Consider the following 20,081-nt stretch of genomic DNA (forward strand, 5'->3'; position numbering starts at 1 on the left):
CATCGCTTTTGCGACATTGCGAGGACGCGCGGCATAGTTATGGCATCAACCTTTCATCAACCTGTCAAACGGGAACGCGAACGGCTTCAAGGTTTGGAGTTCTGCCGCAGCTGTGCAGCGCGGCGAACGCTGTGCAACAGGATGGCGAGGCAACCAATCAACAGCAGGGCAGCGCCGAGCAGCGGGGGCAGCCCCAGCAGCTTTACAGCCGCCGCGATGACTGCCACCAGAACCAGCGCCAGCAGCGCCAGACTGCCGTCATCGACGAACATGCCAAGGCATTCCTTGGCTGCGAGCCGAATGACGTTCATCGGGCGAGCTCTCCGGTGAGTGTGGGGTAGGTGCTGCGCAGCCAGCGCACCATGGCAAACGACGCCAGCGCGACGATAGCGAAAATGGGGAGCAAAGCGAGATCGGCGCCCGGCCAGTCGGCGCCAATCCCTTCGCCGGTCCAGAAGATGCCGAAGCTGGTCAGCATCAGCCCGACGACGAATTTGAGCGCATTCTCCGGCACCCGCGCCAGCGGCCGGTGGACCGCCAGGCCGATAAGCATCACCAGGAAGAACGCCGCCAGCGCGCCGAGGCCGGCGTAAAGCGTGTGCCCGTGTGCTGCTCCGACGGCAATGACGATGAACACCACCTCGACGCCCTCGAGGAGCACTGCCTTGAACGACGCCAGTCCAGCGAGGTAGTCGGCGCGGCGGTCGTTTGCCTGCTGGTGCAAGGCAGCGGTTTCCCTGGAGAACGCCGCCGCCTCGTCATGTATGGCGATGACGCCAACAGCGCGCAGAATGGCTTTTCGCAGCCAGCGCATGCCGAACAGGATCAGCAGCACCCCGACGACGAACTGCAGCGTGCTGATTGGTACGAGTGCCAACACTGGGCCGAACGCCAGCACCAGGGCCGTCAGCACCGCCAGCGCCAGTGCGGCGCCGGTGAGCGCCGGGCGCCAGCTGCGCGTCAGCCCGACAGCAAGCACGATGGTGAAGGCCTCGACGACCTCGACGAAGGACGCCAGGAATGCCGCCGTGACCGTCGAAAGGATGGGTGTCAGTGTCTGCATGGAGGTTTCTGTCTCGTTTGACCCAATGCTCATCGCAACCTCTAACATCCGGGATGTTGCGACGACCGTTTGAATCCGCCCATCGCGCCGCGATCAACTCGTGAATTCGCCGACCTCAACTAAGGCATGACAGGATCATCCTCAGCCAGCCGCCGCCTTGGACCTCGACGTTTTGATAGCTGCTCGTCTCATTGTTGGCACATAAGGAGCTAGAGAATTCTTGTCGCCAGGTTGTCCAGCCGGGAGTTCTCACGATAGGCCAATCGCACCATAACGGCACCTAAGACGCCCGTCACTGCGCCGCCGATTACGTCGGTGAGGTAGTGGGTCCCAATGTAAATTCTCGACCAACAAATCAGAAATGCCAGCAGGGACAGCACTAACGTCCGGCGCGGCAGAGCTTGCATCGCAAAGGCCGCAACGATTGCGATGGCTGCGGTCGCGTGATCGGATGGGAATGACCAGTCCGCGCTTGGCGCAATCAACAGGTGGGTCACACCGGCATCGTAGGGGCGGATGCGATGCACGAAAAGAAGAATGAACTGGTTGATCGCAAGGCCGAGCAGAAATGCCAGACCGGCCGACAAGGCAGCATGGCGCACATGGTAGCGGTCGACCTTCGCCCACCATTGCAGAACCACAGCCAGCACCATCAGCGGAACGCCGATCTGGCATCGCTTGCGGCGCTGGGCGCATTCTTCGCTTGCCAGCACCAATCCGACGGGCCGCGTGATGTTCATATTTACGCCTTTTGCCAGCGAGGTCCTCTCCGAGTCCACGTCTTGAGCTGCTCAAGGGCTGCCTTGGCATTGTTGCAGCCACGCCTGTCGCCGGTTTCAGTCTTCACGAACACCGGAGGGACGAACCAATGGGTTGCCATTGAGGGATAATTAGAGGGGGTGAGAATGTTTGGAAGGATGTCTGAGCTGGTGATCGACTTTGGCTCGCGCGAAGAGCCACACGACCTGCTAATCAGGAAAAAGCATGCCCTCCTCCTCGGCAGCCTGCTCGAACGCGTGGCGGGCCTGCATTGGGGACACCTTACCGCTCAAGGCATCCACACAGACGCGCACCGCCTCTTGCCACCTAGAGCCACGCTTGGTCCACAAGACGAGTTCCTCAGCCGCAGCCTGAACGTGGTGGACCGCGTAGCGGAAGCCTTTATGTTCCGTCTTAACGTACACAGGGGGTGAGAACCAGAGGATTGCCATGGGTGGAATTTAGCGAACGACGTCTTCTGCAGCCAGCCTCCGGTCGGGGAGCATTTGGTGGAATTCCTGAGGCTGAGCGGATGTTGAAGTAATTGGCCGTCAGCCACCAGCCCTAATCAGCTTCCCCTCCTCCTCGGCGGCAGCCAGGAATGCCTTGCGGGCCTCCTCAGGTTCCATCTCGTCGGCAATAACAGTCACGCAAACGCGCACCGCGAGGTTCCAGTGAGGGCCACGGTTGGTCCACTTCAGGAGTTCATTAGCTGCTGCCACTGCGTTGTTGACGTGGTGTGTCAGGCCGGGACCTTCAGTCCTGACGGGAACCGGAGGGGAGAACCAATGGGTTACCATGGGGTCACTCTTTGCGGACCGATGAAGTCCCCTAAGCAAGTTTTGCTCATCCGACAGCGTTCGTTCTGATGATAAAGTGAGCAGCTTTCGAAGGAAACTGCGGGCAGCTTCTGACCTCTGCATTGTTCTCTCGACTTCAACCATGATTGTATCGACCCAACTTCTGTATTTTGTCGGGAACTAATAAGAGATCAACCGACGATTTCGTGTGGAATGGTGGGCTCAGGAACGTTTGGTAGGAATTTCTGAGCGGGGGATCGGATAACTGGCTAGCGCGAGGACCCCCGTGCCCGCTTCGTTTCCTGCACGGTGCGCGCCCGGCGCGGTGCGGAGCATGCATCAAATTGTTCCTGAAGGCGCGACGGTGAAGCGGCATTCGGAACGACGGCACGATAGCCGCCGTAACCGCCTTCCCGAGCAGTCCCTCGCCTCGGCGGCTTACGTCCGATCCACGCCGTCTGCGAGGGCCGGAATAGCGAGGTCATCGAAGCGGCGCCATCCTACAGCGAGTTCAGCGCGGCCTGAAGGTCAGGCCGCAGCGCGGCGGCTCGATACCGGCCATAGCCGACGTTCACGAGCAGCCCGTCCTCGCACATCCGGGAGAGATGGCATCGTGGGATGGCGATGTCAGTGAGATCGCGTCCGCACCTCGCCGCGCCCTTGCGCCAGAGCAACGGCGCGATCCTGGAGTGACGGCGGCCGCCCGCCTGCAAGGCGTAGCGCTTCTGCGCGGTCACGATCAGGTTTTCGCATTTGATGCCGCTGTGGCGCGTCTCGGCGTAGGGCTACGGCGAATTCGTATTTCTCAAGATGCGATGGATGTCGCGTCTTTCGGCGACATGATTTTGTCGCGGTCACAGGCTTTAGTCAGGCGAATAGGAACGCCCGAGCTGATTTTGCCGCGAATTCGCCCCGATCTTGAAGAGGAGTACTGACACGTATGGTCGCTAGCCGTTTTTGCCAACCCTAAGGAGAAAACGAAGTCGCCGATGATCCAGGACAAACCCACGGTAGGCGTCGTGGTCCCGATGTTTAATGCCGAGCGAACCATTGGTTCTACCCTGATTAGCATCTGCCGTCAGAATTACCAGGCATTGGACATTATCGTGGTAGACGACGGATCGACGGACGAGTCCGCATCAATCGTGGCCTCATATGCCAAGAAGGATCACCGTATACGCCTCATAGCAAATTCGAATGGCGGCGTGGCGAACGCTCGCAACAGCGGTGCGGCTTCCACCAGCGCGGAGTTTCTGGCGTTTGTCGACGCCGACGATCTTTGGGCACCTTCCAAGATCGCACTACAGTTGCGCGCCTTGCAGGAAGGTGGCTCTTCGGCGGGCTTGGCCTATTGTTGGTTCGCGCATATCGACCAGGATGGTCGAGTATTCTCGCTGCGCCATCGGCCCGACGCCGAAGGTCATGTACTCCAGCGCCTGTGCAGACAAAATTTTGTCGGTAACGGCAGTTCGATGCTCGTACGTCGCTCCGCATTCGAGCGAGCGGGACAATTCGATCCGTCCTTGCGGGCCAGGAACGCACAAGGCTGCGAGGATCTTCTAATGTGCCTCAACATTGCGGAAACTTATGAGTTCCGGCTCGTCCCTCAGCACCTTGTCGGCTACCGAATGACGAACCTCAACATGTCAAGCGATGTCATGCAGATGCTTCGCTCGTGTGAAATTGTCCTTGCCGAATTTCGTGAAAAGTATCCGTCATTCGGGCGCGATTTCGATGCCCACTTGGTCGACATGATCCATTGGCTTGCCACAAGAGCTTTCATTGAGGGACGGTTTTTCGCGGCCGGCGAGCTGCTGAGGAGGCTTTTTGTGACGGAGCCGGGCGTTGCGATCTCCCGCCTGCCCAATATGCTGGAAGAATATTGCAGGGCCCGACTGGTTCCTCGATGGCTCAAGATGCGCGTGAGACGAATGCGAAACGACAAGAGCGAATTTCGGCCTCTCTATAGCGAATTGAGCTGGTGAAGATGTCCGACATGCCGAGTCGGCGCGCAAATTTGTTGAGCGCAGAACTGTACAAGCTGTTTGGCCCGGATGGCTGCGCAGGTATCCGCCACGTGGATTTGGATACCCAAGTCAGTCCCGAGGATTGCGATTCTGGAATGATCGTGTTGTGGCGCGGCGGGCTTCCGGTCGGGCATTTGCTCAGAGGGAGCGACGGTGAGTGCCGCACTATGCCGATCACGGCCGCTGCAGGTCCAACGCTTACTCCACCGGTTCTGCCGAGCGCCAGCGTGGTCATATGCACACGCGACAGGCCGAAAGAATTGCGGCGCTGCCTCTCCTCGCTTCCCCAGCAAAGTGTCCCGCCGGCAGAGATCATCGTTGTCGATAACGCATCGACAGGTAGCGAAACGCGCGAGGTAGCACTCGCTGCCGGCGCAATCTACGTCCGCGAGGATCGACCTGGTCTGGACATCGCTCGCAACCGGGGCGCCCAGCGTGCATCCGCGGAAATCGTCGCCTACACTGACGATGACGTCCTGCTTCACCCGCAGTGGCTTGAGCAGCTGATCACGGCGTTCGACAGGCCTTCGACCGGCGCGGTGACAGGCCTTGTACTGCCAGCAGAACTTGCCACCGAAGCACAGCGCTATTTCGAGACGTTCTGGAGCTTCGGGCAAGGCTACAGGCCGCAATTGTTCCGCGCGGCCGACTTTGCCTCTAGCAGGCACGAAGTGTTCCCGGCATGGAAAATCGGTGCCGGTGCAAGCATGGCCTTCCGGCGCGACGTGTTTGACCGCGCGGGGCTGTTTGACGAGCGCCTTGACGTCGGCCAGGCTGGATGTTCGGGCGACTCTGAATATTGGTATCGGCTGCTTGCCAATGGATATGACTGCCGTTACCAGCCAACCTCCGTCGCATTCCATTTCCACAGGCGGACTATGGAAGGCCTGGCCAAGCAAATCTATTTCTACATGCGCGGTCACTCGGCCGCGTTGCTCGTCCAGCATGAGCGGACTGGCGTGAAGGCGAATTTGAAACAGGCTTTCAAATGGAAGCCACTCTGGTACCTCGGCAGGGTCCGCAGAAGGCTGCTTGGATGCAGGAGCGCTGAGGATCGATTCATTTGGCATGAAATCGCCGGCTATGCTTCAGGAATCCTGTTCTACCTCCGAACCAAGCGCGTGTAAGGACGACGTGGCGGACAATCCCTCGGTTTCAATCGTGGTGCCTGCGCGGAACGCGGAGCTGACACTGGCACAAGCACTCGATTGTCTCATCAATCAAGACATTACTGATTGGGAGGCGATCATCGTCGACGATGACTCGAATGATCGTACTGCCGCAATCATCGCCAGTTTTGTTGGGCGCGATGCTCGATTTCGCACGGTGAACTCCTCTGCCCATAGCGCCGCCGGCGCGCGCAATCAGGGGATCTCGTCAGCGCGCGGACGCTGGCTAATGTTCCTGGATGCCGACGATTGGGTAGACGCCAGCTTCCTTGCCAAAATGCTGGCCGCATTGAAAAACGCTCCCGATGCAGTGGCCGCTTATTGCGGTTCTCGGCGCGTGATGCCCGATGGCGCACTCACCCCGTCGAGCATCGCCCCCGAGGTTGCGATCCAACCCTTCGAGACATTCGCGCGCCGGTGCGCCATCCGTACTCACGCGCTGCTGATCGACCGGGCGACGATCGTCGAGTTAGGCGGCTTCGATGTGTCGCTGGCCACCTGTGAGGACTGGGATTTGTGGCAGCGCGTCGCACGTCTCGGGAACCGTTGGGTGATGGTCGACGAGCCGCTCGCCTTCTATCGGGCCAGCCCCAATTCGCTCACCCGAAATTCGACGCAGATGATATCAGATGCGGAGATCGTGATTACCCGCGGCTTTTCTGCCGACCCCAGAGTCAAACACCCAGCGTCTGCACACGCCAAGGGAGCGAACCCGTTGGACGGCCGCGCCGCTTGCGAAGCACTCGCGTGGTTCGCCTTGTGGAACGCTGCGTCGGATTGCGGCAGCGGCGGCGGCTCGATCCCCTCGCGGATCCTGCGCGCGCTCCCGGCCAGATACGAATGGGCGCCTGAGATCGCTAAGGTGGTCTTCGACGGCCTGATGGTAGGAAGTCTATCGACGCCGCAGCAATTGGCCGCCAGATGGGACAGGTTCGGTGGCCCCCTCACCGACTTGGTGATTGAACTCAGCAATCTCTGGAGCGACCCTGCCGCCGGCCGCCGCGTACAATATCATCTTGACCAAATGCTCCTCGACTTCGATGATCTTGCCGCACCGCGCAGGCTGGCGCGAACGCTGGGGATACGCGTCGATGTTCGGCATCCGGGCTCGACCGAACTTCCGGAGGGGATCGATCAATTTTATGTCTACCTAATGATGGAAGGGCAGATCGAAGCTCTCGTGCAGTTCGGTGTACTCGGGAGAGTGACAAGGCGTCATTGGATTGAATTGATCCTGGCTTTCGTGCCCCCTGAGCGGCTTCTAGGCAATCTCTCCGGCCATAGCCGCATGGCGTCCCGCTTCTGGAAGCGTGTCGCGCGGCTTGCGAGGCGATCGCCTGTAGATGCACCGCAAAAGGGCGCCGGTGCCGACAAGTCAAACATGTCTGCAGCCGAGGCATTGTTGTCCATGGCGCGACGCCGGTCTGATCAGGACAGCCATTTCGGCAAACTCGCGGGATTGGCCGCGGAAGCGCAGGCGCTGGTTCGGTCGAGCGCCGAAACTAAAGAGCCTTTTGCAGCGCCGCGCCGTGCACGGGCCGCGGATGGGCGCGACAATGACCGCACATCTTTCTGGAATCGCCATTTTGCGATCGAGGATCCCTGGAACTACGGTTCGCCCTATGAGCAGGAAAAATATGAGCGGCAGCTCGAAATTCTGCCTGCCGGTCCCATCGGACGGGCGCTTGAGCTGGCCTGCGCGGAGGGCCATTTCACGCGGCAGCTGGCGCCGCGCGTGGGCCATTTGATCGCGACCGATATCTCCGCTATTGCCATCGAGCGGGCGCGCGCGCGCTGCAGACACCAGTTGAATATCGAATTCAGGGTACTGGATTTTCTTGCGGATGCACTGCCAGACGGGATGGATTTGATCATCTGCTCGGAAGTGCTCTATTTCCTGGACAATCTCGACGAGTTGCGGCGCGTCGCCTCAAAGATCGTCGAGGCGTTGGCGCCCGGCGGCAGTTTCATCAGCGCGCACGCCTTCGTGCTTCGTGACAATATGGAACGGACAGGCTTCGATTGGGACCACAAGTTCGGCGCGCAACTAATTTCGGAGACGCTGGCCGCGACCGAAGGCCTCGTCCTTGAGCGATCGATCCAGACCGATCTCTATCGCATCGACCGCTTTCGCCGCCTGTCCCCGGCAGAATTTGCGGCGGATCCGACGCTCGACCACCTCCCCATCCGCGCGGCCATCGAGACGGACGTCGCGCGAAACATCGTCTGGGGCGGGGCACGGGCGCTGCGCGGTGAGGTTGCGCGTAGCGAGCGGCGGCAGCGCATTCCCGTTCTCATGTACCACGGCGTCTCCGATGAAGGTCCGGCCGCACTCGCCCGTTTTCGGCTCGCGCCCGCCGCATTCGCCAGCCAAATGGCATGGCTGCGCGCCAATGGCTTTCACGCGATCATGTCAGAGCAGCTCGAATGGTTCATTGCCAACCGTCACCCTTTCGTGGGCCGTCCGGTGCTCATCACCTTCGATGACGGCTTGCAGAACTTTGCCGACCATGCCTGGCCAATCCTGCGGGCCAACGACCTGACGGCCGAAGTCTTCCTGGTAACGGACTTCGTGGGTGAACGTGCACAATGGGATGCCGACAGCGGTCCCCCGGCACCACTCATGGACGCCGAGACCGTGCGACGCCTTGCCGGCGAAGGTGCCTTCTTTGGGAGCCATCTGGCGACGCATCGCGCCATCGATGGCCTTTCGAGCTCCGAGCTGGCCGCTGAGTTGCTGCGCTCGCGTATGTTCGTCGAGCGGTGGACCGGGAGGCCAACGACGGCATTCGCGGCGCCTTTCTCCGTCACGGACCGACGGCTGGGCAGGCTGGCCAAGGAATGCGGCTATCGAATCGGCTTCGGCGGCAGACACGGGCCGGCGGACCTCGATTGCGATCCAATCGACCTTCCACGCATCGAGGTGCGTGGGGACCGTTCGCTCGATGACTTTGTCGCCATGGTAGAGGCGGTGCTCGAATGAACGGCAAACTCGTCAGCGTCATTATCCCCGCTCACAATGCGCAAGATACAATCGACGAGACGCTCCGCAGCGTTCGGTCCCAGTCTCACCGCGCGCTCGAGATTATTGTCGTCGACGACGGCTCGCGCGACCAGACTGTCACCATCGCCCGACACCACATGGAGGTCGACCCTCGCGTGCGGCTGATCCGGCAGGCTAACGCCGGCGTGGCCGCCGCCCGCAATACGGGTTGGCAAGCGGCGCAATCCGATCTGATCGCATTCGTCGATGCCGACGATCTCTGGGCGCCGACCAAGATTGAGCGGCAATTGGCCGCGTTCGATCGGGCAGGCGAGAAAGTGGGGCTCGTCTACTGCTGGTATCGAGTCATCGATGCTCAGAGTGCGGTAACGGATGATCAGCATCGGCCAAACTGGCGGGGCGATGTGCTTGAGCGCCTTTTCCACGGCAATTTCGTTGGCAATGGCAGCGCAGCCTTGGTACACCGGCAGGCCCTGATAGACGCCGACGGTTTCGAGGGTGGGCTGCGCGAGGCCGGCGCGCAGGGTTGTGAAGATATCCTCTTCTATTGTCGCGTTGCCGAAACCTACCACTTCGAAGTCGTCGAAGAGCCGCTGGTGGGATATCGCTATCTACCGGGAAATATGTCGAGCAACATGACCCGCATGCTGCGGTCCTGGATGCTGGTGGTGGACGAGATGCTTGGCCGCCACCCGGATGCGGCAACTACGCTGCGTGAAGGCCTGCATTTCTATTCGGCATGGCTCCTGGAGCGGACGTTGCGCCTGAGGCACCCCCGCTATGTGCTGCCGATCCTGTCATTGCTGCTTCGCCGTCATCCCGCGATCGCCATGCGGATAATCGCCGTGGATTTGCCCCTGATCATAGCGCATTTGGCCAAGCGCGCTGCGACGAAACTGCTGCGCGGTCGCATGCCTGTCCGCCCACGCGTTACCGTGCGCTTCCCGATCGGGGAACTGAAATGAGCAAAGGGAAAGGAGCCATACGCCGCGGTGCGGTCCGTGCTTCGTTGCGCGATCTTTCGCATTTGCTTCGCATCGTTGGCAAGCCGCGCTGGGCGACGCCCGCTCTGCTCGCTGTTGGCTTTCTGTCATCCTTGGCCGAGACGCTCGGCATCACCCTGATCTTGCTGTTCCTCTATTTGGTGTCCAGCCGAATCACGGATGCTGGAAATGGCCTTCAGGGCCGAGCGCTGGGCCTGGCAGTCGCCTGGCTCGGTAGTCCTACCCGGCTCGCCTTCGCGATCCTCCTACTCATCTTCGCTCGTGGAGCGCTGGCGCTGCTGTATTCGTTGATAAGCTCCAGCATCGGCGAACGGATCAGCGAGCGCGTGCGCAACCTCGTCCACGAACAATATCTCACGGTCGCGTTCGGATCCATCCAACAGCACGAGCAATCGCAACTCATGGAGGTGCTCGGGACCGAATCGTGGCTGGTGGCGCAAGCGTATGGCGCAGTGACCCGACTCATCATCAACAGCTGCTCTATTTTCGTGTTCGCCGTCTTTCTCTTCACGATCTCCTGGAAGATCCTGGTGATCGCAGCCCTTGGCTCAATCGCGATCTCGGCGATCTTGCGCATCTTTTCGCGACCCGCGCGGGACCTGGGACATCGGGTGAAGAAAATCCATCAATCGCTCGGCGAGCATATGCTCATGACACTCCAGGCGTTGCGCACCATCCGCGCCTACGGACAGGAGGCGCTACACCAGCGTCGCTTCGTGCAATCGTCGGCGGCCGCGCGCGACGCATCGCTGTCCCTGATTCGCCTTTCGTCCTGGATCGGCCCAGCGACCGAGATCGGCTATCTGGGAATGTTGGGCTCCATCGTCCTGGTCTCCGGGTGGTGGCATATCAGCTTCGAGGTAACGCTGGCCGCTGTGGCCCTCCTCTATCGGCTGCAGCCGCATACGCAGGAGTTCGAGAGCAACCTGCTGTTTCTGGCGCAGATGCAGCCGCAACTGCGCTCGGTGTTGGAGATGGTCCAGTCCGAGGACAAGGAATATCCATCGCAAGGCACCATCGCACTCGGGAATTTGAACGCGAGTATCGTTTTCGAGCACGTGAGCTTTTGCTATGATCAAAATGCGCCGGTGCTCACGGACCTGTCGTTCGATATACCAGCCGGAGAAACCACGGCGCTGATCGGCGCAAGTGGCGCTGGCAAGACGACGATCGTGAACCTCCTCTTACGGCTGTACGAACCGACCTCTGGCGACATCAAGATTGACGGCACCCGGCTGCAGGACATCAGGCGGGACGACTGGCTGTCCAAGATCGCCGTAACGGGTCAGGACGTCGACCTCGTCGAGGGCACGGTGGCAGACAACATCCGCATGGCCAAAGCCGACGCGTCCCAAGAAGAGATCATTGTGGCTGCCCGCAGTGCCGGCGTCGCGTCATTCGTCGAAGACCTCCCCGATCGCTACGATACCTGGATCGGGCAGGAGGGGCTGCGATTTTCCGGCGGCCAGCGACAGCGCATTGGCCTGGCACGAGCTGTATTGCGCAATCCGGACTTCCTGATCCTGGATGAGGCCATGAACGCACTCGATACCGCGCTCGAGGATCAAGTACGGCGTGCGATTGACAGGCAGCTTGGCAAAAGGACAATTTTGCTGATCACGCACCGCATAGAAACGGCGCGTGATGCAGGCAACGTCATTTGGATAGAGAACGGCAGAGTCAACAGCCAAGGACCTGCCTCCGTCGTTGTTCCTCAATACCAAGGTCGCCAGCACGAAATCGTATGTGCCTCTGACGCTGAGGACAAAGGATGATGGCCCTGCTCTATTTTTCTTCAGTTGCCCTCAACGCTGACGCGCGTCCAAACCCGGAGCCTCTCCATCGACTCCGTCCGGCGCCGACAGTGAATCGAGAGCTGGTCGGCCGGTCTTTGCTGCTCTCTCGGCCACGGCAGCGTGGCGGACCTGTCATAATCGGCTACGGTACCAGGCCAGCGCCGTCTCGACGATCCTGTCTATTCCGGATTGCTCAGGCACCCAGCCAAGTTCCCGCTGCGCCTTGTCGGCCGCGGCCACAAGCGCTGGCGGGTCACCTGCCCTGCGCGGACCGTAAACCGCAGGAAGGCGCGATCCCGATGCCCGGCTGACCGCATCCACCAGCTCCTTCACCGTCGTTCCAGCTCCAGTCCCGAGATTGTAGACGTGGACACCCTTGTCGCGCAGCAGCTTCTCCCCTGCCAGGACGTGAGCACGTGCGAGATCGGTGACATGGACATAGTCCCGCACCGCGGTTCCATCGCGGGTATCGAAGTCGATGCCATTGATGGTAAAAATCCGGTCCCGCCTGACAGCCGCCTCAATAGCGAGGGGTATGACGTGTGTTTCCGGTTCATGCCGCTCGCCGACCTCGCCGTCGGGATCGCATCCGGCCGCGTTGAAATACCGGAGCACGACCGCGTCGAGGCCATGGGCATAGGAGAGATTATCCACCATCCGTTCTATGATAAATTTCGACCATCCATAGGGATTGATGGGCGACTGCGGATGCGTTTCGTCAATCGGAGAGCGAACCGGAACTCCATACGATGCGCATGTGCTGGAAAAGATCAGCTTGCCCACGCCGACCTTCAACATCTCCTCGAGTAACACCAGCGACCCGAAACTGTTGTTTCGGTAGTAGAGTCCGGGATTTTCGACTGACTCGCCCACATAGGCGTGGGCGGCGAAATGCGCCACCACATCAGGCCGATATTGTCGTAGAGCCGCCGACACGGCCTCGGCGTCGGAAATGTCGCCTTCGACAATCGGTCCCCATTTAACCGCGTCGCGCCAACCGCGCGAGAGATTATCATACGTGATCACCGACCAACCCGATTCGGCGAATGCCTTGCAACAGTGTGATCCGATATAGCCGGCCCCGCCGGTGACCAAGACGGTCTTCATTCGGCAGCGGCCGGCCGTACATAGCCCGACGAAACCAGGCCTTCAAAATAGGCAATGGTCTTGACAAGGCCGTCCCGCAATGCGGTTCTTGGCTCCCAATTGAGTTCGCGCAACGCGCTCCCGATATCGGGCTGTCGCTGTCTAGGGTCGTCAACGGGCAAAGTCAAAAAACTGATCGACGACCGGCTTCCAGTAAGTTCGATCACCAGATTGGCGAGTTCTAGCATCGTGAATTCGACCGGATTGCCGAGATTGATCGGACCAGTAAGATCGTCAGCCGTCTGCATCATGCGAACCAGACCGTCGATGAGGTCGTCGACATAGCAAAATGAACGTGTCTGCTGGCCAGTGCCGTACACCGTGATCGGTTCGTTCAGCAGGGCTTGGACGATGAAGTTGGAAATGACGCGGCCGTCGTCCGGACGCATCCTAGGGCCATATGTGTTGAAGATGCGCGCTATCTTGATCCGCAGACCGTGCTGTCGCCGATAGTCGAAAAAGAGGGTTTCAGCACATCGTTTGCCCTCGTCGTAACAAGAACGGGGTCCTATTGGGTTTACCCTGCCCCAATAATCCTCGGTCTGCGGGTGAACGTCAGGGTCACCGTAAACTTCGGACGTCGACGCCTGAAGGATCTTCGCGCGAACCCGTTTGGCGAGCCCTAGCATGTTGATCGCCCCGTGGACGCTGGTCTTGGTCGTCTGAACCGGATCGAACTGGTAGTGAACGGGGCTCGCAGGACAGGCAAGATTGTAGATCTCATCAACTTCAACGTAGAGTGGAAACGTCACGTCATGGCGAATGATTTCGAAGGAATGATTGTCGAGCAAATTGGAGACGTTTCTTCGGCTTCCGGTGAAGAAATTATCGACACAGGCAACTTCGTGACCTTCACCAAGCAGTCGCTCGCACAAGAACGATCCCAAAAAGCCCGCGCCTCCAGTCACCAGGATCCGCTTTGCCTGTGGCATTTTCGGGTCTCCAAGACAAATTAGCCAAGCTCACAATCTCGCTTCACCGTAGCCCGATCTACCGGGGTCTGCTTTCAATTTGCGTTACCAACAAGACATTTTTGTCGAAACGCGACCCGTTCCCGATGTCCGCGGCGGAAGAAGGCTGGGTTCGATTCAGATTAGCGGTCGTGGGTCAGTTTGAAATTCCGAGCCGCTTTCCCATCGTTGTTGCCCTTGGGATCGTGTGCGGTCTGCCCGCCGGGCGCGATCATCAGCCTGCCTGTGGCATATTAAGAGCCGCACCTACAGGTCGGACACATGGCGCACCAGCCAGCAACTGCAGAGCGCTCAAATAGAACCCTTGCCAACGGAGAGCCGTCCATACACGGCCCAATTTTGAGCCTCAGGGCGGTGGTGACTGGAACGCGCAGCATGTCGGTCGGCCGACTTGACCGCCTACGCTCTCGAGCCCACCTTCTCGATGGCCCGAAAGATCGCTAGCGCACTGCTCTCGAAATGCTCGCTGTACTGGATCTTGCCGGAGCCGTGCTCAACGAGCTGCCACAGCGCCTGCTTGCGCTGCAGCAGGGGCAAGGAGGTTAGATTGCGACCGTCGAGATGGAGGATATCGAACGCGACGAACACCAGCCGGCTCGGTTCGAGCCAGATCGCAGCTTCCTGCGCAGGTCAATGGGGAGCGCCCTGCTCGCCTGGAACAATGACCTCGCCGTCGATAATGGCAGCCCGGCATGGCAGTTCGGCCGCCAGCGCGATGGGCCAGTATTTCGTGGCCCAGTCACGGCCGTTCTTGCTGTATAGACGCACGCCGCCTTTATCGATGATGATCTGCGTTCGGTAGCCGTCAAGGTTGACCTCCTGAAGCCATCCCTCATCTTCGGGCGGCTCCGTGACCCGAGTCGGGATCTGCGGCGGAATGAACTCCAGCTGGCCGCCGTTCACCTTGGCACGCTTACTCAATGACGCCACCTTTGATCGCGCGGCGGCTGATCGGCACAGACAGCCCGACATCCCCCCAACTTGGACGCCTGCCGCCTGTGCCGAGCCCCCGCCGAGCCATTGCGAGCATCTGCGCACGAGGCCGGATTGTCGTTAGCTTGGCATCCAAATACTTATCCTGGTGTACATATTCGCTGTAGGCGCCGCGCTCCTGCACCTTCTCACTATCGGTGCGGAGCTCCCGCATCGTCCCGGCTGACCTATACTATCTCGGGTTGCCGCAAGCCCACGCAGTCCCTTGGCAAATTTCGGGACCTGGTCAGTCCATCAAAAGCACCACAGCGGGATGCAGCTTCTTCAGATTCGGCAATGATTTCGACTGCCAGGGTATGTCGGGCGTTCCACGCACGACGAGTCGAACATCGGGATGCTTGCGCACCTCGATGGTAAATTTCGCCAGCAGGTTGATGCCGGAAGAGTTGAGAAAGTGAAGGTCCTTCAGATTGAGCGTAATGGAAGCGGGTTTCGAGGCAAGAACACTGGTCGCCAAAGCCGTGATAGGCGCACCGGCCTCGGAACTGGCAAGCCGCATTGCACCGTCGAAGAAAATTTCGCTTCCTTCAGTCCACACACGATAGTCGTCTGTCTTGATTTCCATAGCCTGGCTTCGTTTCTTCTAGTTGTGAATTTGCGAGATCGGAATGGAGGCATATGTCTCCACGCAGATCCGATCGCTTTCGTCGGCGGCGCTGAATATCCAAGCCAGGCGTGCGCCGTAGTCACTCATCAACGTCAGCAATCCAAGTCCGGAGCCTCCTACGTCGGGGTTGGCGGCATTGGCTTCAATTCGCTGTATCAGCAGGTCCATGGGGTCGCCAACCGTGATGTCCGCCAGGAGACTTTGGAACTCAGACGCATCTTCACCATCGACGTCATTCGACACTTTCAGCTTGAAGCACTCCGAATCCATCGACGCCTCGATCAAGATCTCACCCGGTGCGCGAAACTTGACGGCATTTTCGATGAGTTCGTTGACCAGATATCCAATGCTGTGCCGCACTTCCATGTAGTCATTGCGGGACGACCGGAAGCGCAATGCGAAAAGATCGGCGATGAAGTCCGAGGTCGTGGCACAATGACGCCAACTCAAGTCGAGAGGTCCGTCGAACAGCCGCACGCGACTGACGCTCTCCTTCATCCCGATTGCAACGTCAGGGGTCCCGAACAGCGTTGTCATGGCTATGTGTGCCTTATGATCACGAGGGTGATGTCGTCGTGGATCTTCTGGATCCCGATATGGGCCATGAGATCCTCGATGATCCCGGTTTTGATTTCCTCGGCGCTCCCGCCTTGACGTCTTCGTGCGCTCTGGCAGAGGCGCTCGAACCCGAACAGCCTTCTGTCTTGGTCTTCCGCCTCGGTCACACCGTCAGTGTGCAGCACGATCACGTCGCCACTGCCGAACAGGATGTCGCGCGTGGCAATGAACTTCGAGATGTCATTCTCCAGGCCAACCGGCAGACCCAGATCCATCGTATCGATGCGTTCGACGTCCCCGTCCGCACGCACGACGAGAACGTCCTCATGCTGGCCGGATAGCGTTACCCGCTCATCCTCGAAGTCAAGGAAGGCCAGCGAGAGATGCTTTCCGGTGTTCGTCCGCTCGATGTTCTTGTAGATCGCTCTGTTCAGCCGATCCAGAAACTGGTGCGGATCCGCCTCGCTGGTCTCCTGCAGCGCGCGTGCAACAGATTGGACCATCAGCATCAGCACGCCGCTCTCGAGACCATGACCGGTCACGTCGCCGATGCCGATCTTGACCCGTGACCCGTTCTGCAGGACGTCATAATAGTCACCGCCGACCTCGTCGGCCGGCCGCATATAGGCCGCGATCTCCAGCCCCGGAATCGCTTCGAGTTCGAATTGTTTCGGCAGGACCATCATCTGTATCTGCCTGGCGACCGCGAGTTCGGCGCCAAGGCGGACGTTCTCGTCCTGCAGCTTTTCGTTGAGTGCGGAAATCTCCTGATTGGCGTCCCCGAGTTCCCTGGTTCGTTCGTCGACGAGTTGCTCGAGGTTTTCCGTGTGAAAGCTGATCTGCTCGGCCATCCGGTTGAAAGCGATTCCTGCCGCTCCAACCTCGTCGCGCGTCGGAATGTTCACGCGGACTGAATAATCTTTGGACTGGAGCAGCTGGGCGGCGCTGGCAAGTGCCCTGAGGCCCGCGGTGATCCGTTTCGAAATTCCGAGCACGGCCGCAAAAACAATCAGAAGCGAAACGGCGATCGCCGCGATCTGAAACAGCAGGATACGATTGGTTGCGCGAGAAATACTCTCCTGCGCGGCGAACAGGGATGCATAGATCTCCCGTTCGGGAACGACGATCCCGACCGACATCGTTTCGGACTTGATCGGTCCCGAACTCCACAAGTTGGTCGGCTTCAATCTCTTGAGGACAACAATATAGGGAACGTGTTCGCCCTTATTGTCGAGCATGATATGCTGAATGACACCGTCATTGTTCTTGTCTAGAGGTAGTGACGCGATAGCCGGCTGCGTACTTCCCCGCAGAGACCTTTCCAAGCCGGTGACGCCCTGCGTGCCCGCATCGCTCGATGAAGTCAGGCCGATGATCGCCTGGCCCGACGGATTGATCGCCACCACGTTGCCAGTCGACATCGTGAGGAAGCCGAATCCGGTTTCAGCGATCTTCACCCTTTCGACGACTTTCGCGAGCTGATCGAGAGTGATATCTGCTCCCGTCGTACCGGCGATACCGGTGCGATCGCGCGTCCAAAGCGGGTGGAAAAAGCTGACGATCAACTTTCCCGTGATTGCATCGGTGTAAGGCGCCGTCTGGGTAATATCGTCAGGGACCGGACGTGAGGCGGGATCCCTGGCCCATTGCTGCCATGAACCATAGATTCCCGGAAAGAAGAACTCCCAGAATTCCGCCTTGTTGTGACCTGGATAGAGTCGGTCGAAGGTCTGTGCCTGATCCGTATACGGTACCGTCCGGAAGATCGGCCGTTCCTTTGGACCAATATAGTACATCTGCAGTTTGGACGACCCGCTGGCCATGAGAGTCGGCGCGACGAGATCGATCAGAGTACTGTCTTCTATTTCCTGCCGAACGCTGGGCAGCGGACTGTGGTCGGCGCCCAGCAGGTAGCCCCAGACGCTTACCACGGAAGGCGCGCCCGGCAGATTCTGCGCCCAATCGCCCTGCGCGTTGTAGACAACCTTCACGGAGCCGGGCGCCTCATGCGAAAGCGTGGCGCCGACCTGTTGCTGCCTCCTCGGATCGTCGATCTGGGCCTGCAGCACGCCAGCGAGCGCCTTGACGTCCCCGTGAACCCGATCGAGCAGCAGGTCAACGCTCAACGCTGTCGACTCGGCATAGGAACGAATGTATTCCTGGTTTGCGTTCGTCAGGCCCTCACCGACTTCCGAGGTGGCGTCGCGCGACAGCTTTTGAACGTTCCAAAGCGCCAGACCACCGCTCAGCAGGAGGTCGAACAGTACGGCGCCGCCAACGACCAATACGAATTTCGCTCGAAAGGAGCGCAGGCCGAAGCGCGGTGTAGGCTCGTTATCGGCTTTCATTGTGGCCGTCGCCCCGATGCGACCCAGATCGGCCAACCCGCATAACCCTTGGGGTGTAGTGCAGCGAAAATGTGATCCTGGAAGCCCTGCCGGAACCGTGCGACGAACTCCGGTCCGTCACCGCGTCTGCTCGCCATCTCCCCGGCATAGACATCCGCCCAGGCCGCAATGACGTCGGCGAAGTCCTGCGGATCGCCGTCCAGGTTAGTGACCATGAAGGTCTCCACAAGGATGTCTTCGAATCCGGCTTCCACCAGGTATCGCCGACTCTTGGGCCCAAACTCGACGTCCATCTCGAAATGCCCGAACAGCTTCGCCACCTCGTCGTAGGTCCAGCGAATGCTTTCGGCGCGCGGCTCGCCGAGGCAATGCGAATTCTTCTCGTTGGTGATATAGACCCGACCGCCTGGCTTGCATATGCGGTAGAGCTCCTTGAGGATGAGTTCAGGTCGATTGAAGATTTGAAGCGAATGTCGGCAAGTGACCAAGTCGAACTGCGCTTCGTCGAGCAGCATCTCCGACGCATCGCCATAGGTGTACTCGATGCCCCGGATATCGAACTCCCGCATCACTTGTCGAGCATAGTTCAGGCTTGACATGGAGTGGTCGAGGGCGACGATCCGCGATGGCTCGAACTCCTTCTGCGCGAGCACGGCGAAATCACCGATCCCGCAACAGATGTCGGCCATGACGATGCCGGGCCGCATGCCGTGTCGCGGCAAGATTGCGCGCTCGTGGCGCCAAGTCATCTTTGTCTGAGTGCGCAGGATCGGTACGAACCCTCCTTCCTCAAGGAAGCCCTGCCCCGGATAGAATTCGGTGTCATACTCCTTGACCGTTATGTTCGGTTCTATTCCGCTCAGGCGACCGAATTTTCGCGAGGTCCATCCGACGACGCTTGATGTGATGACCACGAATTTGAGATCGGGTCGAGCGCGACAAGCGTCGATGATGATCCTCGATAAGGTGTGAAACGCAGCGTTGTTCATCTGCGTCAGGCGCCTGACATTGACGTAGAGAACGCCGCGCACACGGCCAATCGCATCGCGAAGCAATGCTATCGCGGGCCCAAGCTCATCGATCGCCTGAGGCCGGACCACTCCCGATATGGAGAACTCCTGGTTGTTCGCGTCGTATTGCGCCTTGAAGCGCGGGAGAAGGTCGTAAGGGTTCAATTTTGAAAGCCCTCGAGCGGAAGATCCACGACAAGCTTGATTGCATCGCCGTCGGCCTCCTCGGTCCAGAGTGTCGCGTTGTAGTCGACAGCCAGTTCCAGGAGTACGACCTCGCGGCTAGGCGCGAGATCCCCAGACAAGGAATTGAGGTATCGTTCTCTGGCCTCTATTCCAGCAACTTGCGATACGGCTTCTTCGTAGAATTGGCGCTCCTCCGGCACACAAGGAATTGTCAACTCGATCCTATCCGTCGCGCCATGGCGAGACACCCTGCATGCCAGTTCGCCTTCGGCATGGCGCGTACGAAAGGCGACTTCCAGCAATTCGTTGAAGGCAGAGGAAAAGAGATTTGCATGATGGACCGAGTCTGACCTGTTTTGACTGATCATCCGGGCCATGTATGTCGAGACATAATCGCAATGTTTCCAAGCGGAGACAAAAGCTTTGATCTCCAAGTCGATCTGGATCATCGGCTCAAAAGTCGGCTCGCCAGTCAGATCATGATGAACGGGTCCCATCGGCATCTCACTTGTTCCATCAGTATTGAGGCCTCGCGGGCCTCCGCGAAGAAAAATTTCACCGCGCCCTTGATGAGTCAGTCTCGCACCCACTCGAAGCTATGCACGGTATCTGCCTCGATCGTTCTACAAAACTCGACTTC

Annotated in this window: 18 protein-coding genes and 1 pseudogene; 6 read left to right on the top strand and 13 right to left on the bottom strand. The window is 59.4% G+C overall.

The window, feature by feature from the left end; all coding sequences use genetic code 11:
• Nucleotides 1-86: 86 nt before the first annotated feature.
• The 5 genes from NKH59_RS23390 to NKH59_RS23410 form a co-directional block, all read right to left on the bottom strand.
• A complete protein-coding gene (locus NKH59_RS23390) occupies nucleotides 87-311 on the bottom strand; it encodes a hypothetical protein (RefSeq protein ID WP_352542773.1) in 225 nt (74 codons plus the stop codon).
• Nucleotides 308-1,063 (bottom strand): COG4280 domain-containing protein, encoded by a 756-nt coding sequence (locus tag NKH59_RS23395; RefSeq protein ID WP_353023216.1) that lies wholly within the window; start codon nucleotides 1,061-1,063, stop codon nucleotides 308-310. Before NKH59_RS23395 ends, NKH59_RS23390 begins: the two co-directional genes overlap by 4 nt.
• A 209-nt stretch (nucleotides 1,064-1,272) precedes the next feature.
• The gene (locus tag NKH59_RS23400; RefSeq protein WP_353023218.1) at nucleotides 1,273-1,803 is read right to left on the bottom strand and encodes a phosphatase PAP2 family protein; all 531 of its coding nucleotides are present in this window, start codon (nucleotides 1,801-1,803) and stop codon (nucleotides 1,273-1,275) included.
• 228 nt (nucleotides 1,804-2,031) lie between these two features.
• Nucleotides 2,032-2,274 carry a DUF982 domain-containing protein gene (locus tag NKH59_RS23405; protein ID WP_352542855.1) on the bottom strand — a complete coding sequence of 81 codons (243 nt, stop codon included), beginning with the start codon at nucleotides 2,272-2,274 and terminating at the stop codon, nucleotides 2,032-2,034.
• A 99-nt stretch (nucleotides 2,275-2,373) separates the two neighbouring features.
• On the bottom strand, nucleotides 2,374-2,766 hold the full coding sequence (locus NKH59_RS23410) for a DUF982 domain-containing protein (protein WP_352542854.1): 393 nt from the start codon (nucleotides 2,764-2,766) through the stop codon (nucleotides 2,374-2,376).
• A gap of 461 nt (nucleotides 2,767-3,227) precedes the next feature.
• On the opposite strand from NKH59_RS23410, the gene NKH59_RS23415 reads away from it, so the two are divergent.
• Genes NKH59_RS23415 through NKH59_RS23440 form a run of 6 tightly spaced genes read left to right on the top strand, consistent with a single transcriptional unit; the run spans nucleotide 3,228 to nucleotide 11,601 of the window.
• Nucleotides 3,228-3,557 carry a hypothetical protein gene (locus tag NKH59_RS23415; RefSeq protein WP_352816300.1) on the top strand — a complete coding sequence of 110 codons (330 nt, stop codon included), beginning with the start codon at nucleotides 3,228-3,230 and terminating at the stop codon, nucleotides 3,555-3,557.
• Nucleotides 3,558-3,611: 54 nt separating this feature from the next.
• Nucleotides 3,612-4,607 (top strand): glycosyltransferase family 2 protein, encoded by a 996-nt coding sequence (locus tag NKH59_RS23420; RefSeq protein ID WP_352980968.1) that lies wholly within the window; start codon nucleotides 3,612-3,614, stop codon nucleotides 4,605-4,607.
• A gap of 2 nt (nucleotides 4,608-4,609) precedes the next feature.
• Nucleotides 4,610-5,776 (top strand): glycosyltransferase family 2 protein, encoded by a 1,167-nt coding sequence (locus tag NKH59_RS23425; RefSeq protein ID WP_352542858.1) that lies wholly within the window; start codon nucleotides 4,610-4,612, stop codon nucleotides 5,774-5,776.
• Nucleotides 5,777-5,783: 7 nt separating this feature from the next.
• Nucleotides 5,784-8,801: a trifunctional glycosyltransferase/class I SAM-dependent methyltransferase/polysaccharide deacetylase gene (locus tag NKH59_RS23430; protein ID WP_353023220.1), complete on the top strand. Its 3,018-nt coding sequence runs from the start codon at nucleotides 5,784-5,786 to the stop codon at nucleotides 8,799-8,801.
• On the top strand, nucleotides 8,798-9,787 hold the full coding sequence (locus NKH59_RS23435) for a glycosyltransferase family 2 protein (RefSeq protein ID WP_352980966.1): 990 nt from the start codon (nucleotides 8,798-8,800) through the stop codon (nucleotides 9,785-9,787). Before NKH59_RS23430 ends, NKH59_RS23435 begins: the two co-directional genes overlap by 4 nt.
• The gene (locus NKH59_RS23440) at nucleotides 9,784-11,601 is read left to right on the top strand and encodes an ABC transporter ATP-binding protein (RefSeq protein WP_352980965.1); all 1,818 of its coding nucleotides are present in this window, start codon (nucleotides 9,784-9,786) and stop codon (nucleotides 11,599-11,601) included. Before NKH59_RS23435 ends, NKH59_RS23440 begins: the two co-directional genes overlap by 4 nt.
• A 153-nt stretch (nucleotides 11,602-11,754) precedes the next feature.
• Here the strand turns inward: NKH59_RS23440 and galE are convergent, their stop codons facing one another.
• The 8 genes and pseudogenes from galE to NKH59_RS23480 all read right to left on the bottom strand — a co-directional run bounded on the left by galE (nucleotide 11,755) and on the right by NKH59_RS23480 (nucleotide 19,938).
• On the bottom strand, nucleotides 11,755-12,729 hold the full coding sequence (gene galE, locus NKH59_RS23445) for a UDP-glucose 4-epimerase GalE (protein ID WP_353023222.1): 975 nt from the start codon (nucleotides 12,727-12,729) through the stop codon (nucleotides 11,755-11,757).
• Nucleotides 12,726-13,700 carry a UDP-glucuronic acid decarboxylase family protein gene (locus NKH59_RS23450; protein ID WP_352816292.1) on the bottom strand — a complete coding sequence of 325 codons (975 nt, stop codon included), beginning with the start codon at nucleotides 13,698-13,700 and terminating at the stop codon, nucleotides 12,726-12,728. Before NKH59_RS23450 ends, galE begins: the two co-directional genes overlap by 4 nt.
• A gap of 438 nt (nucleotides 13,701-14,138) precedes the next feature.
• A pseudogene (locus NKH59_RS23455) lies at nucleotides 14,139-14,711 on the bottom strand (ATP-dependent DNA ligase).
• A 247-nt stretch (nucleotides 14,712-14,958) separates the two neighbouring features.
• On the bottom strand, nucleotides 14,959-15,297 hold the full coding sequence (locus NKH59_RS23460) for a slr1659 superfamily regulator (protein ID WP_352542257.1): 339 nt from the start codon (nucleotides 15,295-15,297) through the stop codon (nucleotides 14,959-14,961).
• Nucleotides 15,298-15,315: 18 nt separating this feature from the next.
• Nucleotides 15,316-15,876: a slr1658 superfamily regulator gene (locus tag NKH59_RS23465; protein WP_352542258.1), complete on the bottom strand. Its 561-nt coding sequence runs from the start codon at nucleotides 15,874-15,876 to the stop codon at nucleotides 15,316-15,318.
• 2 nt (nucleotides 15,877-15,878) lie between these two features.
• Nucleotides 15,879-18,245, bottom strand: a complete 2,367-nt coding sequence (locus NKH59_RS23470) for a SpoIIE family protein phosphatase (RefSeq protein WP_353023224.1) — start codon at nucleotides 18,243-18,245, stop codon at nucleotides 15,879-15,881.
• Nucleotides 18,242-19,420 carry a methyltransferase domain-containing protein gene (locus tag NKH59_RS23475; protein WP_352980964.1) on the bottom strand — a complete coding sequence of 393 codons (1,179 nt, stop codon included), beginning with the start codon at nucleotides 19,418-19,420 and terminating at the stop codon, nucleotides 18,242-18,244. Before NKH59_RS23475 ends, NKH59_RS23470 begins: the two co-directional genes overlap by 4 nt.
• The gene (locus tag NKH59_RS23480) at nucleotides 19,417-19,938 is read right to left on the bottom strand and encodes a ubiquinone biosynthesis methyltransferase UbiE (RefSeq protein ID WP_502906676.1); all 522 of its coding nucleotides are present in this window, start codon (nucleotides 19,936-19,938) and stop codon (nucleotides 19,417-19,419) included. The genes NKH59_RS23475 and NKH59_RS23480 overlap by 4 nt, the downstream gene beginning before the upstream one ends.
• Nucleotides 19,939-20,081 lie beyond the last annotated feature (143 nt).

Source organism: Mesorhizobium sp. M0998, from assembly GCF_040318885.1.
Lineage (GTDB): Bacteria > Pseudomonadota > Alphaproteobacteria > Rhizobiales > Rhizobiaceae > Mesorhizobium.

Excerpts from the sequence above, each read along its gene's own strand:
- NKH59_RS23390 (WP_352542773.1), bottom strand. The coding sequence starts at position 311 with ATGAACGTCATTCGGCTCGCAGCCAAGGAATGCCTTGGCATGTTCGTC.
- NKH59_RS23395 (WP_353023216.1), bottom strand. The coding sequence starts at position 1,063 with ATGCAGACACTGACACCCATCCTTTCGACGGTCACGGCGGCATTCCTG.
- NKH59_RS23400 (WP_353023218.1), bottom strand. The coding sequence starts at position 1,803 with ATGAACATCACGCGGCCCGTCGGATTGGTGCTGGCAAGCGAAGAATGC.
- NKH59_RS23405 (WP_352542855.1), bottom strand. The coding sequence starts at position 2,274 with ATGGCAATCCTCTGGTTCTCACCCCCTGTGTACGTTAAGACGGAACAT.
- NKH59_RS23410 (WP_352542854.1), bottom strand. The coding sequence starts at position 2,766 with ATGGTTGAAGTCGAGAGAACAATGCAGAGGTCAGAAGCTGCCCGCAGT.
- NKH59_RS23415 (WP_352816300.1), top strand. The coding sequence starts at position 3,228 with ATGGCATCGTGGGATGGCGATGTCAGTGAGATCGCGTCCGCACCTCGC.
- NKH59_RS23420 (WP_352980968.1), top strand. The coding sequence starts at position 3,612 with ATGATCCAGGACAAACCCACGGTAGGCGTCGTGGTCCCGATGTTTAAT.
- NKH59_RS23425 (WP_352542858.1), top strand. The coding sequence starts at position 4,610 with ATGTCCGACATGCCGAGTCGGCGCGCAAATTTGTTGAGCGCAGAACTG.
- NKH59_RS23435 (WP_352980966.1), top strand. The coding sequence starts at position 8,798 with ATGAACGGCAAACTCGTCAGCGTCATTATCCCCGCTCACAATGCGCAA.
- NKH59_RS23440 (WP_352980965.1), top strand. The coding sequence starts at position 9,784 with ATGAGCAAAGGGAAAGGAGCCATACGCCGCGGTGCGGTCCGTGCTTCG.
- galE (WP_353023222.1), bottom strand. The coding sequence starts at position 12,729 with ATGAAGACCGTCTTGGTCACCGGCGGGGCCGGCTATATCGGATCACAC.
- NKH59_RS23450 (WP_352816292.1), bottom strand. The coding sequence starts at position 13,700 with ATGCCACAGGCAAAGCGGATCCTGGTGACTGGAGGCGCGGGCTTTTTG.
- NKH59_RS23460 (WP_352542257.1), bottom strand. The coding sequence starts at position 15,297 with ATGGAAATCAAGACAGACGACTATCGTGTGTGGACTGAAGGAAGCGAA.
- NKH59_RS23465 (WP_352542258.1), bottom strand. The coding sequence starts at position 15,876 with ATGACAACGCTGTTCGGGACCCCTGACGTTGCAATCGGGATGAAGGAG.
- NKH59_RS23470 (WP_353023224.1), bottom strand. The coding sequence starts at position 18,245 with ATGAAAGCCGATAACGAGCCTACACCGCGCTTCGGCCTGCGCTCCTTT.
- NKH59_RS23480 (WP_502906676.1), bottom strand. The coding sequence starts at position 19,938 with ATGGGACCCGTTCATCATGATCTGACTGGCGAGCCGACTTTTGAGCCG.